The 15,606-nt window shown below is 66.4% G+C and carries 16 protein-coding genes; 7 read left to right on the top strand and 9 right to left on the bottom strand.

Annotated features, from left to right (window positions below; all coding sequences use genetic code 11):
* Positions 1–3 precede the first annotated feature (3 nt).
* From DDE20_RS06085 to DDE20_RS06095, 3 genes are all read left to right on the top strand, one after another.
* Positions 4–882, top strand: coding sequence for a segregation and condensation protein A (locus DDE20_RS06085; protein WP_116557571.1), 879 nt, complete (start codon positions 4–6; stop codon positions 880–882).
* Positions 883–1,031: 149 nt separating this feature from the next.
* On the top strand, positions 1,032–1,613 hold the full coding sequence (gene scpB, locus DDE20_RS06090; protein ID WP_240607893.1) for an SMC-Scp complex subunit ScpB: 582 nt from the start codon (positions 1,032–1,034) through the stop codon (positions 1,611–1,613).
* A 424-nt stretch (positions 1,614–2,037) separates the two neighbouring features.
* Positions 2,038–2,307, top strand: coding sequence for a glycine zipper 2TM domain-containing protein (locus DDE20_RS06095; protein ID WP_116557573.1), 270 nt, complete (start codon positions 2,038–2,040; stop codon positions 2,305–2,307).
* A gap of 195 nt (positions 2,308–2,502) precedes the next feature.
* Here the strand turns inward: DDE20_RS06095 and DDE20_RS06100 are convergent, their stop codons facing one another.
* Positions 2,503–3,609, bottom strand: a complete 1,107-nt coding sequence (locus tag DDE20_RS06100; protein ID WP_116557574.1) for a PA0069 family radical SAM protein — start codon at positions 3,607–3,609, stop codon at positions 2,503–2,505.
* A 164-nt stretch (positions 3,610–3,773) separates the two neighbouring features.
* Between DDE20_RS06100 and DDE20_RS06105 the strand changes: the two genes are divergently transcribed.
* On the top strand, positions 3,774–4,478 hold the full coding sequence (locus tag DDE20_RS06105) for a corrinoid protein (RefSeq protein ID WP_116557575.1): 705 nt from the start codon (positions 3,774–3,776) through the stop codon (positions 4,476–4,478).
* Positions 4,479–4,567: 89 nt separating this feature from the next.
* Here the strand turns inward: DDE20_RS06105 and truA are convergent, their stop codons facing one another.
* Complete coding sequence (truA, locus tag DDE20_RS06110) at positions 4,568–5,335, bottom strand: tRNA pseudouridine(38-40) synthase TruA (RefSeq protein WP_116557576.1); 768 nt, start codon at positions 5,333–5,335, stop codon at positions 4,568–4,570.
* Positions 5,336–5,476: 141 nt separating this feature from the next.
* Positions 5,477–6,292 (bottom strand): Rossmann-fold NAD(P)-binding domain-containing protein, encoded by an 816-nt coding sequence (locus DDE20_RS06115; RefSeq protein ID WP_116557577.1) that lies wholly within the window; start codon positions 6,290–6,292, stop codon positions 5,477–5,479.
* A 99-nt stretch (positions 6,293–6,391) separates the two neighbouring features.
* Between DDE20_RS06115 and DDE20_RS06120 the strand changes: the two genes are divergently transcribed.
* Both DDE20_RS06120 and DDE20_RS06125 read left to right on the top strand, forming a co-directional pair.
* Positions 6,392–7,801, top strand: coding sequence for a YcjX family GTP-binding protein (locus tag DDE20_RS06120; RefSeq protein ID WP_240607863.1), 1,410 nt, complete (start codon positions 6,392–6,394; stop codon positions 7,799–7,801).
* Positions 7,798–8,769: a TIGR01620 family protein gene (locus DDE20_RS06125; RefSeq protein WP_116557579.1), complete on the top strand. Its 972-nt coding sequence runs from the start codon at positions 7,798–7,800 to the stop codon at positions 8,767–8,769. Before DDE20_RS06120 ends, DDE20_RS06125 begins: the two co-directional genes overlap by 4 nt.
* 134 nt (positions 8,770–8,903) lie before the next feature.
* Here the strand turns inward: DDE20_RS06125 and DDE20_RS06130 are convergent, their stop codons facing one another.
* The 5 genes from DDE20_RS06130 to DDE20_RS19115 form a co-directional block, all read right to left on the bottom strand.
* Positions 8,904–9,563: an N-acetylmuramoyl-L-alanine amidase gene (locus DDE20_RS06130; RefSeq protein WP_240607864.1), complete on the bottom strand. Its 660-nt coding sequence runs from the start codon at positions 9,561–9,563 to the stop codon at positions 8,904–8,906.
* A gap of 7 nt (positions 9,564–9,570) precedes the next feature.
* Positions 9,571–10,527 carry a hypothetical protein gene (locus tag DDE20_RS06135; RefSeq protein ID WP_133240322.1) on the bottom strand — a complete coding sequence of 319 codons (957 nt, stop codon included), beginning with the start codon at positions 10,525–10,527 and terminating at the stop codon, positions 9,571–9,573.
* Between the two features lie 36 nt (positions 10,528–10,563).
* Positions 10,564–12,042, bottom strand: a complete 1,479-nt coding sequence (gatA, locus tag DDE20_RS06140) for an Asp-tRNA(Asn)/Glu-tRNA(Gln) amidotransferase subunit GatA (RefSeq protein ID WP_116557582.1) — start codon at positions 12,040–12,042, stop codon at positions 10,564–10,566.
* A complete protein-coding gene (gene gatC, locus DDE20_RS06145) occupies positions 12,039–12,329 on the bottom strand; it encodes an Asp-tRNA(Asn)/Glu-tRNA(Gln) amidotransferase subunit GatC (protein WP_116557583.1) in 291 nt (96 codons plus the stop codon). The genes gatA and gatC overlap by 4 nt, the downstream gene beginning before the upstream one ends.
* A 147-nt stretch (positions 12,330–12,476) precedes the next feature.
* Positions 12,477–12,821, bottom strand: a complete 345-nt coding sequence (locus DDE20_RS19115) for a DUF6768 family protein (protein ID WP_205961625.1) — start codon at positions 12,819–12,821, stop codon at positions 12,477–12,479.
* Between the two features lie 223 nt (positions 12,822–13,044).
* On the opposite strand from DDE20_RS19115, the gene serS reads away from it, so the two are divergent.
* Positions 13,045–14,337: a serine--tRNA ligase gene (gene serS, locus DDE20_RS06155; protein WP_116557584.1), complete on the top strand. Its 1,293-nt coding sequence runs from the start codon at positions 13,045–13,047 to the stop codon at positions 14,335–14,337.
* A gap of 342 nt (positions 14,338–14,679) precedes the next feature.
* Here serS and DDE20_RS06160 read toward each other — a convergent pair whose 3' ends face one another.
* A complete protein-coding gene (locus DDE20_RS06160) occupies positions 14,680–15,606 on the bottom strand; it encodes an alpha/beta fold hydrolase (RefSeq protein WP_116557585.1) in 927 nt (308 codons plus the stop codon).

A 15,606-nucleotide genomic window follows, 5' to 3' on the forward strand; every position in this document is an offset into this window, starting at 1 on the left:
CCGATGAGTGAGGCGGAGATCACCGCGGCGGCGGCAAGCGCCGCCGAGGACGCCAATGGCGTGACACCTGTTGCGGCGGGGGCTGCGACTGGCGTTGGGTCCAGCCGCGAGGATATCGCGCTGCGGCTGGAAGACGAGGCGCTGATCGTCGATGTTGACGGCTATGAGGGGCCTTTGGACCTGCTGCTGACCCTGTCGCGGCGCCAAAAGGTTGATCTGCGGCGGATTTCGGTCTTGCAATTGGCCGAGCAATACCTCGGTTTTGTCGAGACCGCGCGCAAATTGCGCATTGAGCTGGCGGCGGATTATCTGGTGATGGCAGCTTGGCTGGCCTTCCTCAAATCGCGGCTGCTGCTGCCGCCCGATCCCAGCGACGAGGGGCCGAGCGCCGAGGATCTGGCCTCGCATCTGGCCTTCCAGCTGGAGCGGCTGGAGGCGATGCGCGATGCCTCGGGGCGGCTGATGGGGCGCGACCGTTTGGGCCGCGAGATTTTCCAGCGCGGCATGCCCGAAGCGACATCGGTGAAGAAACGCACCCAGCACACCGCGACGCTGCTGGAGCTGGTGCAGGCCTATGCGCGCATTCGCACCAAGGATGAATTCCGCCCCTATGCCTATGACCGCACCGATGTGTATCCGCTGGAAACCGCGCTGGAACGGCTGCGCGGGATCATCGGGCATACGCCGGATTGGGCCGATCTGGCCGGGTTCCTGCCGCCGGGCTGGCGCAAGACCGGCAATCGGCGGCGCTCGGCGCTGGCCTCGACCTTTGCCGCCTCGCTGGAACTGGCCAAACAGGGGCATCTGGAATTGAATCAAAACGACACATTCGCGCCGATCCGCGTGCGCGCGGCGCCCAAGGGCGGCGGGGGACAGCTATGAGCAGTGACGACGAGACCGCAGATGCGCCCGCGTGGGGCGGGGCTGGAGATGCTGCGCCCGAACAGGGTGTAGGCGAGCAAGGAGCCGCTGAGCGCAGCGCCGCAGAACCCGGTCTGTTTCCGGTGCCGCCACTGGCCGAGCAGGAGCGGATGATCGAGGCGATCCTCTTTGCCACCGCCGAGCCGGTGAGCAGCGCGGAGCTGGCCAAACGCCTGCCCGAGGGCTGCGATGTGGGCGAGGCGCTGGCGCTGTTGCGCGCGCGTTATCAGGGGCGCGGGGTGCGGGTGGTCCGCGTCGGCGACGCCTGGGCGATGCGCACGGCGCCGGATCTGGGCTGGCTGATGCACAGCGAGATTGTCGAGACCCGGCGTCTGAGCCGCGCCGCCACCGAGACCCTGGCGATCATCGCCTATCACCAGCCGGTCACCCGCGCCGAGATTGAGGAAATCCGCGGCGTGTCCTTGTCGCGCGGCACCATTGACCAGTTGATGGAGCTTGACTGGATCCGTTTTGGCCGCCGCCGGATGACCCCCGGGCGCCCGCTGACCTTCATGGTCACCGAGGGGTTTCTCGATCACTTCGGGCTGGAAAGCCCGCGCGACCTGCCCGGGGTCAAGGAATTGCGCGACGCCGGTCTCTTGGACAGCCGCGGCATGCCCGGGGTGCAGCAGGGGCTCGATGACGACGAGATCGACGGCAGCGAGGGGCAGACCGAGTTGTTCGAGGACTGAGGCGGCGCGTAGGGTGTGTGCTTGGCACGCACCGTCCCTGTCCCAACAGGTAATCCCGGCCCCTCTGTTTCGCCCGTGGGCACCACGGGCCGCGCCCGACCCTCCCCCCGGGAGGGCGCCTTGGCGATGCGCTGAGCCGCACAACCCGCATCACTGCTTTGCAGCACTGCGCCTCGTGGCAAAGTCGTCTGCGCCCACCCAGGGTCGGGCGCGGCCCTTTTCGCTTTGCGTCCGGCCGGTCCTGTTGAGGTGCGTGCCAAGCACACACCCTACGGCGGGGCATAGCTCGCGCGGCGATTGCAAGCGCTGGTTGTCTGGCCGGCGGCGGTTCGCCAAGCGAAAACACGCCGATGCATGGAACCATTTCTACCCTCGGCGGTTTTCCCATGCGAGTTTGCCTAAGACCCATCCATAGGAGGAATTTATGAAAGCCCTTATTATCGCCGCAACCGCCGGCACTCTGGCACTGTCCGGCTGCGCTGGAATGACCGCGGGTGAACGCACCGTTGCCGGTGGCGCCGCCGGTGCTGCAGGTGGCTTGGTGCTGGCCAATGCGCTGGGTGCAAACCCGAACTGGACGATTCTGGCGACGCTGGGCGGCGCGGCTGCCGGTGCTGTGGTGGCGCGCAATGCGACCGACAATGAATGCGCCTATGCCGATGGCCGCGGCGGCTATTACACCGCGCCTTGCTAAAGGCTTGCGGCAGGTCTCTGCCCTGCGCCGAGACCTGCCGGATCTAAGACCAAACACCCCGCGCGGCCCTCGTGCCGCGCGGGGTTTTGCGTTGCGGGGGCGTGGTATTGCCCCAGCATGGAGTGCAGGACGTTGCCGTAAAGGGCCGCTTCACCGCAACCGGCGATGCGCCAAGCTGATCACTCGCGGCATAGCCTAGAATAATGACAGTTGATCGCCCGCTTTCGGTGGTGCGCGGAACAGATCGCAGTCCAGCGGCGGCAGCACCTCGGCATAGCCCAGCCGTTTGCGCGCCAGTCGCACGCGCTGGTCCAAGAGCCCCGCCATTGTGCCAGAACCGCGAAACCGGCTGTGGAAGCCGCCGTCATTATCCCGCCCGTCGCGCATCTCGCGCAGCCGTGCCATCACCTTGGCAGCATGGCCGGGGCGATGCTCCTCGAGCCAGTCCTGAAACAGCGGGCTGACCTCATGCGGTAGGCGCAGGAGGCTCCACCATGCGACCTGCGCACCGGCCTCGCGGGCGGCCTGCATGATCGGCTCGATCTCGTGATCGGTGAGCCCGGGGATCACCGGCGCCATCATCAGCCGCACCGGTATCCCCGCCTCGGCTAGCGCCGAGATCATCGCCAGCCGCCGCGCCGGGGCGGGCGCGCGGGGCTCCATCGCGCGGGCCAGACCGGCATCGAGCGTGGTCAGGCTGATCCCGACCTCGACCAGCCCCAGCGCCGCCATCTCGGACAGGATATGGAGATCACGCTCGATCAGCGCGCCGCGGGTGGTGATGGTCAGAGGGTGGCGCCAGTCGCGCAACACCTCCAGCAGCCCGCGGGTGATCCGGTGCTGTGCCTCGATCGGCTGCCACGGGTCGGTGTTCGAGCCCAAGGCCAAGGGCGCGACGCGGTAGGATTTACGCCCCAACTCAGCCGCCAGCACCTGCGCGGCATCGGGGCGGGCGACCAGACGGGTCTCGAAATCCAGCCCCGGCGAAAGGCCGAGATAGGCGTGCGTTGGCCGCGCGTAGCAGTAGATGCAACCATGCTCGCAGCCGCGGTAAGGGTTGACGGCGCGGTCAAAGCCCAGATCCGGCGACTGGTTCCAGGCGATCACGCTGCGCGGCGCCTCTAGGGTGACCTCGCGCTGCACCGCCTGCGGCTCCTCGGCGATCTCCCAGCCGTCATGTTCCCATTCGCGACGCTTTTGGTCAAACCGCGGCGCCGGCTGCGCCAGCGTGCCGCGCCCGCGCGCTACGCGGGTCGGATCTTGCGGCGGTAGCGGGGTTGAAAGGGGCTTGCGATCAGGCATTATGAATAAACCTAGAACAGATAATGAACATATTTCAAGTCGAAACCGCAAACCACGGCTTGCTGTCGCCTTTCTCCTAGGTCATGTCGGGATTGAGATACCGCGTCACGCGGATCTGCCGCATCCAAGATGCAACACCAGCTTTAGCAGTCAGGGAATATGCCATGGCCGAGGACGAAGACATCATCCTGTCGGAACTGAATGACGAGGAACTTGTCCAGCAGATGATGGACGACCTCTATGATGGTCTGAAAGAGGAAATCGAAGAGGCGGTGCATATCCTGCTCGAACGCGGATGGGCGCCCTATGACGTGCTGACCAAAGCGCTGGTCGCGGGGATGACGATTGTCGGCCATGACTTCCGCGACGGTATCCTGTTTGTGCCCGAAGTGCTGCTGGCCGCCAACGCGATGAAGGGCGGGATGTTCATCCTCAAGCCGCTGCTCGCCGAGACCGGCGCGCCGCGAATGGGCAAGATGGTGATCGGCACGGTCAAGGGCGACATCCATGACATCGGCAAGAACCTTGTCGGCATGATGATGGAGGGTGCGGGTTTCGAGGTCGTCGATCTGGGGATCAACAATCCGGTCGAAGCCTATCTCGAGGCGCTGGAAACCGAGGATGCGGATATTCTGGGGATGTCGGCACTGCTGACCACCACCATGCCCTATATGAAAGTGGTGATCGACACGATCAAAGAAAAGGGCATCCGCGAAGAGGTGATCATCATGGTCGGCGGCGCGCCTCTGAACGAGGAATTCGGCAAGGCGATCGGTGCCGATGCCTATTGCCGCGATGCCGCGGTGGCGGTGGAAACCGCGAAGACGCTGGTCGCGCGCAAGCACAATCAGGGCGTCGCCAAGGTCTGACGCCTGCAGTGACGCTTAACATCACGCCTCCGGCCTTGGGTCGGGGGCGTTTTGCGTTTTAGGGCGCGGCGCTGGTATGGGCGTTGGCGTCAGGCGAACGGGTCGTCGGGATAGGTGACGCCGGTCAGATAGAGCCCGTGCGGCGGGCTGACCGGCCCGCAGGCGCTGCGGTCGCGGGCGGCCAGCGCTTCGGCCACCTGTGCGGGCGCCCATGCGCCAGCGCCGACACGCTCGAGCGTGCCGACAATCGAGCGCACCTGATTGTGCAGGAACGAGCGCGCGCGCAGATGAAAGCGGAACTCGGCGCCGCCGGTGACCGGCTGCTCGGTGATGGTGATCTCGTCAATGGATTTCACCGGTGATTTCGCCTGACAGAGGCTGGCGCGGAAGCTGGTGAAATCATGCCGCCCGATCAGATGCGCCGCACCTTCCTGCATCGCCGCCAGATCGAGCGGATTGCGCACCTGCCAGACCAGCCCCGCCTCATGCACCAAGGGCGCGCGGCGGGCGACCAGCCGGAAGGTATAGCGCCGCTCACGGGCGCTGAAGCGGGCGTGGAAATCCTCATCCACCTCGGCGCAGGCGGTGATCGCCACCGGCAAAGGCCGCAGATGATGATTGAGCGCCTCCATCAGCCGGAAGGGCTGCCATCTGCGCGCCAGATCGGCATGGGCGGTCTGGCCGGTGGCATGGACGCCCGAGTCGGTGCGACCGGCGGCGGCAATGCGCGGCTCTTCGGGGTTGATCTTGGCCAGAGCCTCCTCGATTGCCTGCTGCACCGAAGGCTGGCCGATCTGGCGCTGCCAGCCGTTGAACGGGGCGCCGTGGTATTCGATGCGAAAGGCGTAGCGGGGCATAGGGCGGGCCAGTTTCTGAGCGGGGAAGGGGGGCCAGCCCCCCGCCGCGTTCCGCGACTCCCCCCGGGATATTTACGGACAGATGATGGGGGCTGCATAGCGCCCTGTGCGGCGGTGGTAAAGCGCGGGTTAAAGCGCGGGTTACTGGGCGGCGAGGATCGCCTGCAGGCCGCGGCGGTAGTCGGGGTGCTGCAGGGTGACGCCCAATTCGGGGCCGAGACGGAACGAGCGCAGGCGTTTGTTCTCGGCGTAGAAACTGCGCGCCACGGGGCTGAGACCGGCGTCGTCAAAGGCCACTTCGGGGGGCGCGGTGACACCGAGAAGCTGCGCCGCATAGGCGGTGACATCGGCCAGCGGCGCGGGCTCGTGGTCGGCAAGGATCAACGAGCCGTCCAATTTGCGCGCAGCGGCGGCGGCGGTAATCCGGCCCAGATCCTCGACATGGATGCGGTTGAACACCTGCCCCTCTTTGATCACCCGCTTGGCGCGCCCCTCGCGCAGCGCATCAAAGGCCGAGCGGCCGGGCCCGTAGATGCCGGCAATGCGGAACCGCGCCAAGGGCAGGCTGCGGGCGGCGGCATAGGCGATCCAATCGGCCTCGGCCTGCGCGCGCCGGAACCCGCGGTCGGTCGAGGGCGCGTCAGGCGCGCTCTCGTCAATCCAGGCGCCGCCGGTGTCGCCATAGAGGCTGCTGGCCGAGGCATAGCCGATCCACTGCAGATTGGGCGCGGGGAGGTCGGCGATCAGCGGCAGTACCGGATCGCCCTCGGCTTTCGGCGGCACCCATGACACCAGATGCGTCGCCTGCGCCAAAGCTTCGGCAAGTCCGTCGGGAAAATGCACCGCAGCGGCGCCTTTGGTGCGCGAGGTGCCCAGAATCTGCCAGTCAGGGCCGAGGGCGGCTTGGGTGGCGCGGCCGCTAAAGCCGTGGCCAATCGAGAGAAGTGTATAGGTCATGGCGCAAATATGCGTGCTGGCGCGGGATCGGCAAGCGCTATCCCTTCAAAACCCGCACTGGCATGGTTATTCTTGGGTAAATCCAGCCGGAGAGGCGCGTTGATCAGCAGTATAACCGGGCGCATCGCCCAATCCTTTGAAGCGGTCGGCGATACCGTCTCGGAGGCGTTTTTCGAGCCGGTGCTGCGCGTCGGCGTCACCGGGTTGAGCCGCGCGGGCAAGACCGTGTTCATCACCGCATTGGTGCACAATCTGATGGAACCGGGCCGCATGCAGCGCATGCAGGCGGTGCAAAGGGGGGCGATTCGCGGCGTGTTCCTGCAGCCGCAGCCCGATATGACGCTGCCGCGCTTTGACTATGAGCGCCATCTCGCCGCGCTGACCGCCGAGGCGCCAAGCTGGCCCGAGGGCACGCGGGCGGTCTCGGAGCTGCGGCTGTCGTTCCGGCTGGCGCCCTCGGGGCTGTTCGGCGCGCTGACCGGCCCGCGCAAGCTGCATGTGGATATCGTCGATTACCCCGGCGAGTGGATTTTGGACCTCGGGTTGATGGGCAAATCCTATGCCGAATGGTCGGCGGAGGTGCTGGCACGGCTGCCCAAACGCCCGCAGGCGGCGGGGTATCTGGCGCAAGTGGCAGCGGTGGATGCGCAGGCGAAGCATGACGAGGCGGTGGCGCAGGAGCTGGCGCGCGGCTTCACCGATTATCTGATCGAGGCGCGGGCGGCGGGATGGTCGGATTGCACGCCGGGGCGGTTCTTGCTGCCCGGCGATCTGGCAGGCTCGCCGGTGCTGACCTTCGCGCCGCTGCCCGGTGATACGGGCGCGCGCGGCAGCCTCTGGCGCGAGATGGCGCGGCGCTTTGACGGGTATAAATCCAAGGTGATCAGGCCGTTTTTCGAGGCCCATTTCGCGCGGCTCGACCGGCAGGTGGTGCTGGTCGATGTGCTGGAGGCGGTGCATCAGGGGCCCGAAGCGCTGGAGGATCAACGCCGCGCCATGGCCGAGGTGCTGCGCGCTTTTCGTCCCGGCGCGAACGGGTTTTTCAGCTCGCTCTTGCGCGGCAAACGGGTGGAGAAGATCCTCTTTGCGGCGACCAAAGCCGACCATCTGCACCACAGCCAGCACGGGCATTTGACCGCGCTGATCGAGGCGATGCTGCGCGAGGCGCGGGACCGGGCGCATTTCTCGGGTGCGGAAACCAAGGCGATCTCATTGGCCGCGCTGCGCGCCACGGTCGAGGAAAGCCGCGTGTATCAGGGGCGTGAATTGGATCTGGTGCGCGGGGTGTTGCCCGACGGGCGGCAGGTGGCGGTGGATGCCGGTGCCTTGCCTGCGGACCCGTCGCGATTGCTGGCACCGGCACGCGAGGGGGCGGAACGCTGGCTGCAGGGCGATTACGGCGTGATGCAATTCGCGCCGCCGGTGCAAAGCCGCGTGCCCGGGCAGGGGCTGCCGCATGTGCGGCTGGATGCGGCGGCGGAGTTTTTGCTGGGGGATCAGTTGCTATGAGCCGGGACGCAGGAAAAGCGGGCGCATCGGGGCCGGTGATGATCGAATTGGACGAACCCGCGCCGGATATCGCGGCGGCGCCGGAAATCCCCGACCCCGAGGGCGCGGCGATGCAGGCGGCGATGGGTTATATGGCGCGGCCTGCGGGCGGCGGCGTCGGGCGCTGGATCTGGGGCGCGGCGGCGTCTTTGCTGACGCTGGTGCTGGGCGTCGCGGCCTATGATTTCGCCGCCGATCTGATCGCGCGGATGCCGGTCTTGGGCTGGCTGGCGGCGGCCATGTCGCTGGTCTTGGCGCTGACGCTGCTGGTCTTTGCGCTGCGCGAGGTGATCGGGCTGCGCCGGTTGCGGCGGCTGGACAGGCTGCGCGCGCGGGCCGAGGCGGCTTTGGCGGAGGGCGATCTGGGCGAGGCGCGGGCGGTGGCGCAGGCGCTGGCGGCGCTTTACGGCGCGCAGGGGCCGGACCCTGACGAGGCGCTGGATGCCGAGGCCGCGCTTGAGGGCGTCGAGGCGGCGCTCTTGATCCCGATTGATGCCCGTGTCGAGGCCGAGATCGAAGCGGCGGCGCGGCAGGTGGCGCTGGCGACGGCGCTGATCCCCTTGGCCTTTGCCGATGTTGCCGCCGCGCTGGCCGCCAACCTGCGGATGATCCGCCGCATCGCCACGCTCTATGGCGGGCGGCCGGGGAGCTTTGGAAACTGGCGGTTGCTGCGCACGGTGGCGCTGCATCTGATGGCCACCGGTCTGGTGGCGGTGGGCGATGATGTGATCGGCTCGCTGGCCGGTGGCGGGGTGATGTCGAAAATCTCGCGCCGCTTTGGCGAAGGGGTGGTCAATGGCGCGCTGACCGCGCGGGTCGGGGTGGCGGCGATGGAGATCTGCCGGCCCATGCCGTTTCGCATGGGGCGTCGGCCGAGTGTCAGCGCGCTGACGGCACGGGCGCTGCGCGGGTTGTTTTCGCGCGCTTGAGGGGGGGCGGAAAGAGGGGGCTCTGCCCCCACCGCTGCGCGGCCCCCCGGGATATTTATTGACAGATGACGGGGTGCGGTTTCACTTTTTCAACATTTGAAGGGGTGAAACTGGGGGAATTGGTGCCAATGGTGTCAGTTTTCGAACGTCTGACATAATTTGGCGACAGCATCGGCGCTGGCGCGGTCGGCGGCGCATTCGGGGCCGGTGGCCGAAGGGCGAAAGCGCAGGCGGAAGGCTTTGAGCCGGGCTTCGGGCGCGGCCTCGGGGTAGCCGATCATGTCGAGTGAGGCGCTGAGCGGGGCGTTCGGGTCGCCGTTAGAGCCGGGCCAGATCGAGAGGTTCTGGCGCGCCAAACGCTGCCAGTCGAAGCGCGGGCCGGGGTCGATTTTGCGCAGGGGCGCCATATCGGAATGGGCGATCACGCCCGCTGCGGGGATGTTCCAGCGGGTTAGAATCTGGCGCAGCAACACCTCGAGCCGCAGCATCAGGGGCGCGGAGAATGGGCTCTGGCCGTCGTTATCAAGTTCAATGCCGATCGAGCGCGAGTTCACATCGCCGCTTCCCTGCCAAGCACCCGCACCGGCGTGCCAAGCGCGCTGGGTCTCATCGACCAACTGCCAGAGCCTGCCGTCGCGCCCGATCAGGTAATGCGCCGAAACCTCGGCCTGCGCGCAGCAGAGCCGGTCGCGCGCGGCTTCGGCGCTGGCCATTTCAGTGTAATGCAGCACCACAAGTTCCGGTCTCTCGCCATTGCGGCGGGGGCCGAAATTCGGCGAGGGATGGTGGATCATATGTAGCTCAGTTGCGCGAGGCCATCGCTGCGCGCAGCGGCGTCGGGTCCCACCAGCAGGCGTAGCCGTCGCCATCGGGATCGAGGTGATCGGGGTCACGCTCGGGACCGCCATTGCTGAGGAAAGCCTCCTGCGCGGCGTCCTGATTGCGGTATTGCAGGCAGGCGTCCTCCCAGCGGCTCCAGCGCAGCGGGTTGATCCGGCGGTGCACTGTGGTGCCCGGCGCGTGCCGGGTGCGCAGCGCATAAGCGACAATATTGGGGCCGCCGACCGAGTGATCGGGCACGCTGGAAACCTCGATCACCTGATACTGCGCGCGCTGCTGGGCGAGGCGCTCGCGGTCGCTCTCGATGCTTTCGCGCGAGGCGACGGCGTCGAAATCCTGCTCATCCGAGATGCCGGGGCGCTGCACCGGACCGGGGTCAAAGGCAGGCGTGGTGCCGAAGCCGGCGCCCGCTTGCACGCTGCGCACCGCGCTGCCGGAGGCGGGGCTGGCGGCGGGTTGCGGTGTGGCGGCGGCGAGTTGAGTGCGCGGTTCGGCGGCTTGTGCAGGGCGCGCGGCCGTGCGCAGGGGTGCTTGCATCGGTGCGGCCAAGGGCTGCGTGGTGATCTGTGAGGCGGTGGGCGGCGCGCTGGGGGCGGGCGCCTGAACCGGAGCCGGAGCAGGGGCACGCGCGGGGGCCGCCGCATAGCGCACCGGCACCGCATCCAGCGTCGAGGGCGCGCTGGCGGGCATCGCCGCGGGCGGCACAATCGCCGTGCCCCGTGCGATTTGGGGCGCGATCTCGGGCGGCACGGAATAGGGGGTGCTGGAGGCCCTGCGCGCGGCCTCATGGCTTTGCAAATACCGCTGGTAATTGCCAAAGCCGACGCCGGTGGTCATCGCGGAATGAGACTCAGGTCCCGTCGAACAGGCCGCCAACCCGACTAGGGTCAGCGCACCCGCGAGTGCCGATTTGCGCATGTCTGCCTCTGCTCATATTCTTGTTTTTCGAGCAGATTACCACCATTTTGACGGTTTGGAAACAAATCCTGCAGCGTTTTCCAGAACGTAGGCCGTATTGAGCAAATCGGCCTCACCCCATGGCTTGCCAATCAGTTGCAGACCCAAGGGCAGACCCTTGCTGTCCAGCCCCGTCGGCACCGCAATTCCGGGCAGACCGGCGAGGTTCACGGTCACAGTAAACACGTCGTTGAGATACATTTCCACCGGATCGGCATCGGCCATTTCGCCCAGACCAAAGGCGGGCGAGGGGGTGGCGGGGGTCAGGATCGCGTCGACACCGGCGGCGAACACCTCGTCAAAATCGCGTTTGATCAGCGCGCGAACCTTGCGGGCGCGGTTGTAATAGGCGTCATAGAACCCGGCCGAGAGCACATAGGTGCCGATCATCACCCGCCGCTGAACCTCGGGGCCGAAGCCCTGCGCGCGGGTGTTTTCATACATCTCGGTGATGCCGTCGCCGGCGTTCAGCGTCGCGCGGTGGCCATAGCGCACCCCGTCATAGCGCGCCAGATTCGACGAGGCCTCGGCGGGGGCGATGACGTAATAGGCGGGCAGCGCGTATTTGGTATGTGGCAGCGAGATATCGACGATCTCGGCGCCCGCGTCGCGCAGCATTTCGGTGCCCTCGGCCCAGAGTTTCTCGATCGCTTCGGGCGTGCCCTCCATGCGGTATTCGCGCGGAATGCCGATTTTGCGGCCCTTGATATCGCCGGTCAGCGCGGCCTCGAAATCCGGCACCGCCAGATCGGCGCTGGTCGAATCCTTGGCGTCATGGCCAGCCATCGCGCCCAGCATGATCGCCGCGTCGCGCACCGTGCGGGTCATTGGACCGGCCTGATCCAAGGAGGAGGCAAAGGCGACCACGCCCCAGCGTGAGCAACGCCCGTAGGTCGGTTTCATGCCGACAATGCCGGTAAAGGCGGCGGGCTGGCGGATCGAGCCGCCGGTGTCGGTGCCGGTGGCGCCAAGGCAAAGATCGGCGGCGACAGCGGCAGCGGAGCCACCCGAGGAGCCACCGGGCGTCAGCTTGCGGTCGTCAACCTTCCACGGGTTGACCACATCGCCGTAACAGGCGGTTTCATTGGACGAGCCCATGGCGAATTCATCCATGTTCAGCTTGCCCAGCATCACCGCGCCGGAGGCCCGCAACTGGCTGGTCACGGTCGATTCGTATTCCGGCTTGAACCCTTGCAGGATCTTCGAGGCGGCTTGAGTGGCGACGCCTTCGGTGCAGAACAAATCCTTGATCCCCAAGGGGATGCCGCACATATCCGGTGCGTCACCGGCTTTTAGGCGGGCGTCGGCCTCGCGGGCGCGCTCCAGCGCAATCTCGGGGGTTTTATGGGCAAAAGCGTTCAGCGCATCGGCGGCGTCAATCGCGCCGAGACAGGCTTCGGTCAGCTCAACAGCGGTGAACTCGCCCTTGCGCATTGCGTCACGGGCGGCGGCGATCGTCAGCGAATTCAGGGTCATTCCACCACCTTCGGCACAGCGAAAAAGCCCTCGCGGGCATCAGGAGCATTGGACAGGATTTTCGCCTGCTGGCCGCCATCGGTGACACCGTCCTGACGGCGTTTGAGGCGCATCGGCGTGACCGAGGTCATCGGTTCGATGCCCTCGATATCCACCTCGTTGAGTTGCTCCATAAAGCTGAGGATGCCCGAAAGCTCCTCGGCCAATTGCGGCAGGTTGTCATCGGGCACCGCGATACGGGCGAGTTTCGCCACACGGCGCGCGGTTTCTAGGTCAATCGTGGACATGGTTTTCTCCGGCAGGCTCGCTGTGCGGTTTAGCCGCCTCGGCGGGGCTGTGCAAGCGATGCGCAGCGGTTTGGCGCGGGGCGTGGGGTGCCGCGGCCCCTGAGGGGGCAGGGCCGCGGCGTAAAGCTGCGGTGATGCGGGCGGTGCTTAGCCGCGCCGCTCGATCTGGCGCAGCGCCAAAAGGATGCGGTTGGCCTGCATCACCGGCATCAGCGCCAGTTTGATCTGCAGCGCCATCAGCGCCAGAACCGCGGCGCTGATCCCGTATTTCACCGCGGCCAATACCTCACTGGCGGCGTAAAACCGCCATCCGGCCCAGATCGCGGCAAGAAACAGGGCGATTTGCACCGCCATCAGCACAAAGGCGACCCAGCCTTGGCGCCCGGAAAACACGCTGAGCGCCAGTGCGAAATAGCCGGGGTCATGAAAGCTGTCGTCTTCAAGGCCGCCGTTGCGTTCGGCTTTGGCGAGCATGCGGTCGAAGTGGTCCATCTCGTGCCCTTTCCGGTGCAAAATCATGAGGGGTGTTACGCGCAGCCTAGCAGATTGCGCGGCGCGGGGCTTTAGCTTGGATCAAATTGCGCGCGGGGCCGAAACCCTGTGCAAACGCTGAAATCCCGTCTCGGCGCTGAATTTCCCAACCATCGCCTCGGGGCATCTTTCCCCGCGCGGCGCAATGGTGCATAGCTGGGCGGTCAATTTTTCGAGGTCCATCATGCACGATATCCGCGCCATCCGCGAGAACCCAGACGCTTTTGACGCCGCTTTGGCGCGTCGCCACCTGTCGCCCTTGGCCGCCCAATTGCTGGCGCTTGACGAGGCGCGGCGGGCGAAAATTCTGGCCGCCGAAACCGCGCAGGCCGAGCAGAACCGCGCCTCCAAGGACGTCGGCGCCGCGAAAGCCCGTGGCGATGAGGCGGAATTCCAGCGGCTGCGCGCTTTGGTCGCCGAGAAGAAATCCGAAGTCGCTGCATTGCATGCAGAGGCCGGCGAGGAAGACGCCAGATTGACCGCGATGCTGGCTGAAATTCCCAATCTGCCGCTGGCCGAAGTGCCCGAGGGCAAGGACGAGAGCGACAACGTCGAGGTGCGCCGCTGGGGCACGCCGCGCGAGATGGATTTCGAGGCCAAGGAGCATTTCGACATCAAAGGCGTGAAACCCGGGATGGATCTGGCACTGGCAGCGAAGCTTTCGGGCAGCCGGTTCATGGTGCTAAAGGGCGCGGTGGCGCGGGTGCATAGGGCGCTGGCGCAATTCATGATTGATACGCATACGACGGAACACGGGCTCAGCGAATGCTGGACGCCGGTTCTGGTCAAGGATGAGGCGATGTATGGCACCGGCAACCTGCCGAAATTCGCCGAGGACAGCTATCAGACCACCAATGGTTGGTGGCTGATCCCGACCTCGGAAGTCACCATGACCAATTTCGCCGCGGGCGAGATCATGGAGGCCGCCGATCTGCCGGTGCGGATGACCGCGCATACCCATTGCTTCCGCTCCGAGGCGGGTTCGGCGGGGAAAGACACCACCGGCATTCTGCGCCAGCACCAGTTCGAAAAGGTCGAGATGGTGACCCTGTGCAAGCCCGAAGACGCGATTACCGAACACGAGCGGATGACCGGCTGCGCAGAGGCGATCCTGCAAAAGCTGGAATTGCCTTATCGGACGGTGGTTTTATGCACCGGCGATATGGGGTTCGGCTCGCAGAAAACCTATGACATCGAGGTTTGGGTGCCGGGGCAGCAGACCTTCCGCGAGATTTCCAGCTGCTCGACCTGCGGGACATTTCAGGCGCGGCGGATGAACGGGCGGTTCCGGCCCGAGGGCGGCGGCAAGCCGGAGTTTCTGGCAACACTGAACGGCTCGGGGCTGGCAGTGGGGCGCTGCCTGATCGCGGTGCTGGAGAACGGCCAGCAGGCGGACGGCTCGGTGGTCCTGCCCGAAGCGCTGCACCCCTGGCTGGGCGGTAAAACCACGATCTCGCCCGAGGGTGTTCTGGTCTGACCCGCCCTGTGGTGTGAAACGGCAAGCCCGCCTTTCGGCGGGCTTAAGTCTATGTTTAAACTCCCGAATTGAACCGGCAGTTTAGGGTTGCGGGCGGCGGGCCAAGCCGTGCCGTTTCTGTCAGGCGTGCGGCCCTCGGTGGTGCTTTGAGTGGTGGAAGATTGAGGGGGCGCTGCCCCCGGCCTGCGGCCTCCCCCGGGATATTTGGGGCATAAAGTGGGGACGGGGCGGCGCTCTATGTGACGCTTTGCGCGGCGGGAGATATGGTTGCGCTATTTTGGGGCTTTGCCCCTCTTCGGCTGCGCCGAATTCACCCCAGGATATTTATGGACAGATGAGGGGTCAGGAGGCGTGTTCGTTGAACAGGGTGAGCATGCGGGCGAGGAAGTCGTCGCGGACCTCGGGGCGTTCCATGGTGAGTTCGTGGCGCGCGCCCTCAAAGAAAGCGAGTTCGGCGCCGGGCCAATTGGCGACGCGGGTGCGAATCGCCGCTTGGCTGACGATTTCCTCGTCGCTGCCGAGCCCGAAGAGCGCGGGAATTTGCGGGGAGGGGAGGGCGGCAAGGGCCTCCATCTCGGCCAATGCCTCGATCATCCAGCGCAGCGAGGGGCCGCCGAGTGCCAGCCGCGGGTCGGCCACGATCTGGGCTTTCATCCGGTCGAATTGGGCGCGGTCGCTGGTCAGCGTGTTGTCCTCGAACGCCATGCCGGGCAGGCCGAAATCGGGGCCGGTGGTCGGCGCGTAGCGTTTATCGAGCCCCAAGGGGCGCATCACCAGCGCCATCGCGCGTAGGGCCGGGGTCAGATAGGCGGGTTGGTTGAGGCCGAGCATCGGGCCGCTGAAGGCCACCGCCGGCGGGGTCTTGCCGCGGATCAGGCCGCGCAGGGCAATGCAGCCGCCCATTGAATGCGCGAGCCATGGCGCGTGACTGGCGCCGAGGTCTGCGGCGGCATTAAGATAGGCGTCGAGATCAAGCTGGAAATCCGAGAACCGCGCCACATCGCCCATGCTCGCGTCAGGGTTGCTGCGGTCGGCGAGCCCTTGGCCGCGCCAGTCGATGACCATCGCGCCCCAGCCCTGCGCCGCCAGATCGCGGATCACCAGACCGTATTTCTCGATATATTCGGTGCGGCCGGGCAGGATCAGAACCTGTCTCTCGCCCGGCCAATGCGCGAGGCGCAGGCGCTGCCCGTCCGCCGCCTTGAGCCAATAGGCCCGCCCGCCCTCGGGCGCGTCACAGGCGGCCAGAGGTGCGGCGGGCAGCTCCAT

The sequence above is a fragment of the Pararhodobacter oceanensis genome (genome assembly GCF_003076755.1).
Lineage (GTDB): Bacteria > Pseudomonadota > Alphaproteobacteria > Rhodobacterales > Rhodobacteraceae > Pararhodobacter > Pararhodobacter oceanensis.

What these genes read in the sequence shown, in the direction of transcription:
- serS (WP_116557584.1), top strand. Translation starts at nt 13,045, where the DNA reads ATGCACGATATCCGCGCCATCCGCGAGAACCCAGACGCTTTTGACGCC.
- DDE20_RS06085 (WP_116557571.1), top strand. Translation starts at nt 4, where the DNA reads ATGAGTGAGGCGGAGATCACCGCGGCGGCGGCAAGCGCCGCCGAGGAC.
- DDE20_RS06160 (WP_116557585.1), bottom strand. Translation starts at nt 15,606, where the DNA reads ATGGAGCTGCCCGCCGCACCTCTGGCCGCCTGTGACGCGCCCGAGGGC.
- DDE20_RS06115 (WP_116557577.1), bottom strand. Translation starts at nt 6,292, where the DNA reads ATGACCTATACACTTCTCTCGATTGGCCACGGCTTTAGCGGCCGCGCC.
- DDE20_RS06135 (WP_133240322.1), bottom strand. Translation starts at nt 10,527, where the DNA reads ATGCGCAAATCGGCACTCGCGGGTGCGCTGACCCTAGTCGGGTTGGCG.
- DDE20_RS06130 (WP_240607864.1), bottom strand. Translation starts at nt 9,563, where the DNA reads ATGATCCACCATCCCTCGCCGAATTTCGGCCCCCGCCGCAATGGCGAG.
- scpB (WP_240607893.1), top strand. Translation starts at nt 1,032, where the DNA reads ATGATCGAGGCGATCCTCTTTGCCACCGCCGAGCCGGTGAGCAGCGCG.
- truA (WP_116557576.1), bottom strand. Translation starts at nt 5,335, where the DNA reads ATGCCCCGCTACGCCTTTCGCATCGAATACCACGGCGCCCCGTTCAAC.
- DDE20_RS06095 (WP_116557573.1), top strand. Translation starts at nt 2,038, where the DNA reads ATGAAAGCCCTTATTATCGCCGCAACCGCCGGCACTCTGGCACTGTCC.
- gatC (WP_116557583.1), bottom strand. Translation starts at nt 12,329, where the DNA reads ATGTCCACGATTGACCTAGAAACCGCGCGCCGTGTGGCGAAACTCGCC.
- DDE20_RS19115 (WP_205961625.1), bottom strand. Translation starts at nt 12,821, where the DNA reads ATGGACCACTTCGACCGCATGCTCGCCAAAGCCGAACGCAACGGCGGC.
- gatA (WP_116557582.1), bottom strand. Translation starts at nt 12,042, where the DNA reads ATGACCCTGAATTCGCTGACGATCGCCGCCGCCCGTGACGCAATGCGC.
- DDE20_RS06100 (WP_116557574.1), bottom strand. Translation starts at nt 3,609, where the DNA reads ATGCCTGATCGCAAGCCCCTTTCAACCCCGCTACCGCCGCAAGATCCG.
- DDE20_RS06125 (WP_116557579.1), top strand. Translation starts at nt 7,798, where the DNA reads ATGAGCCGGGACGCAGGAAAAGCGGGCGCATCGGGGCCGGTGATGATC.
- DDE20_RS06105 (WP_116557575.1), top strand. Translation starts at nt 3,774, where the DNA reads ATGGCCGAGGACGAAGACATCATCCTGTCGGAACTGAATGACGAGGAA.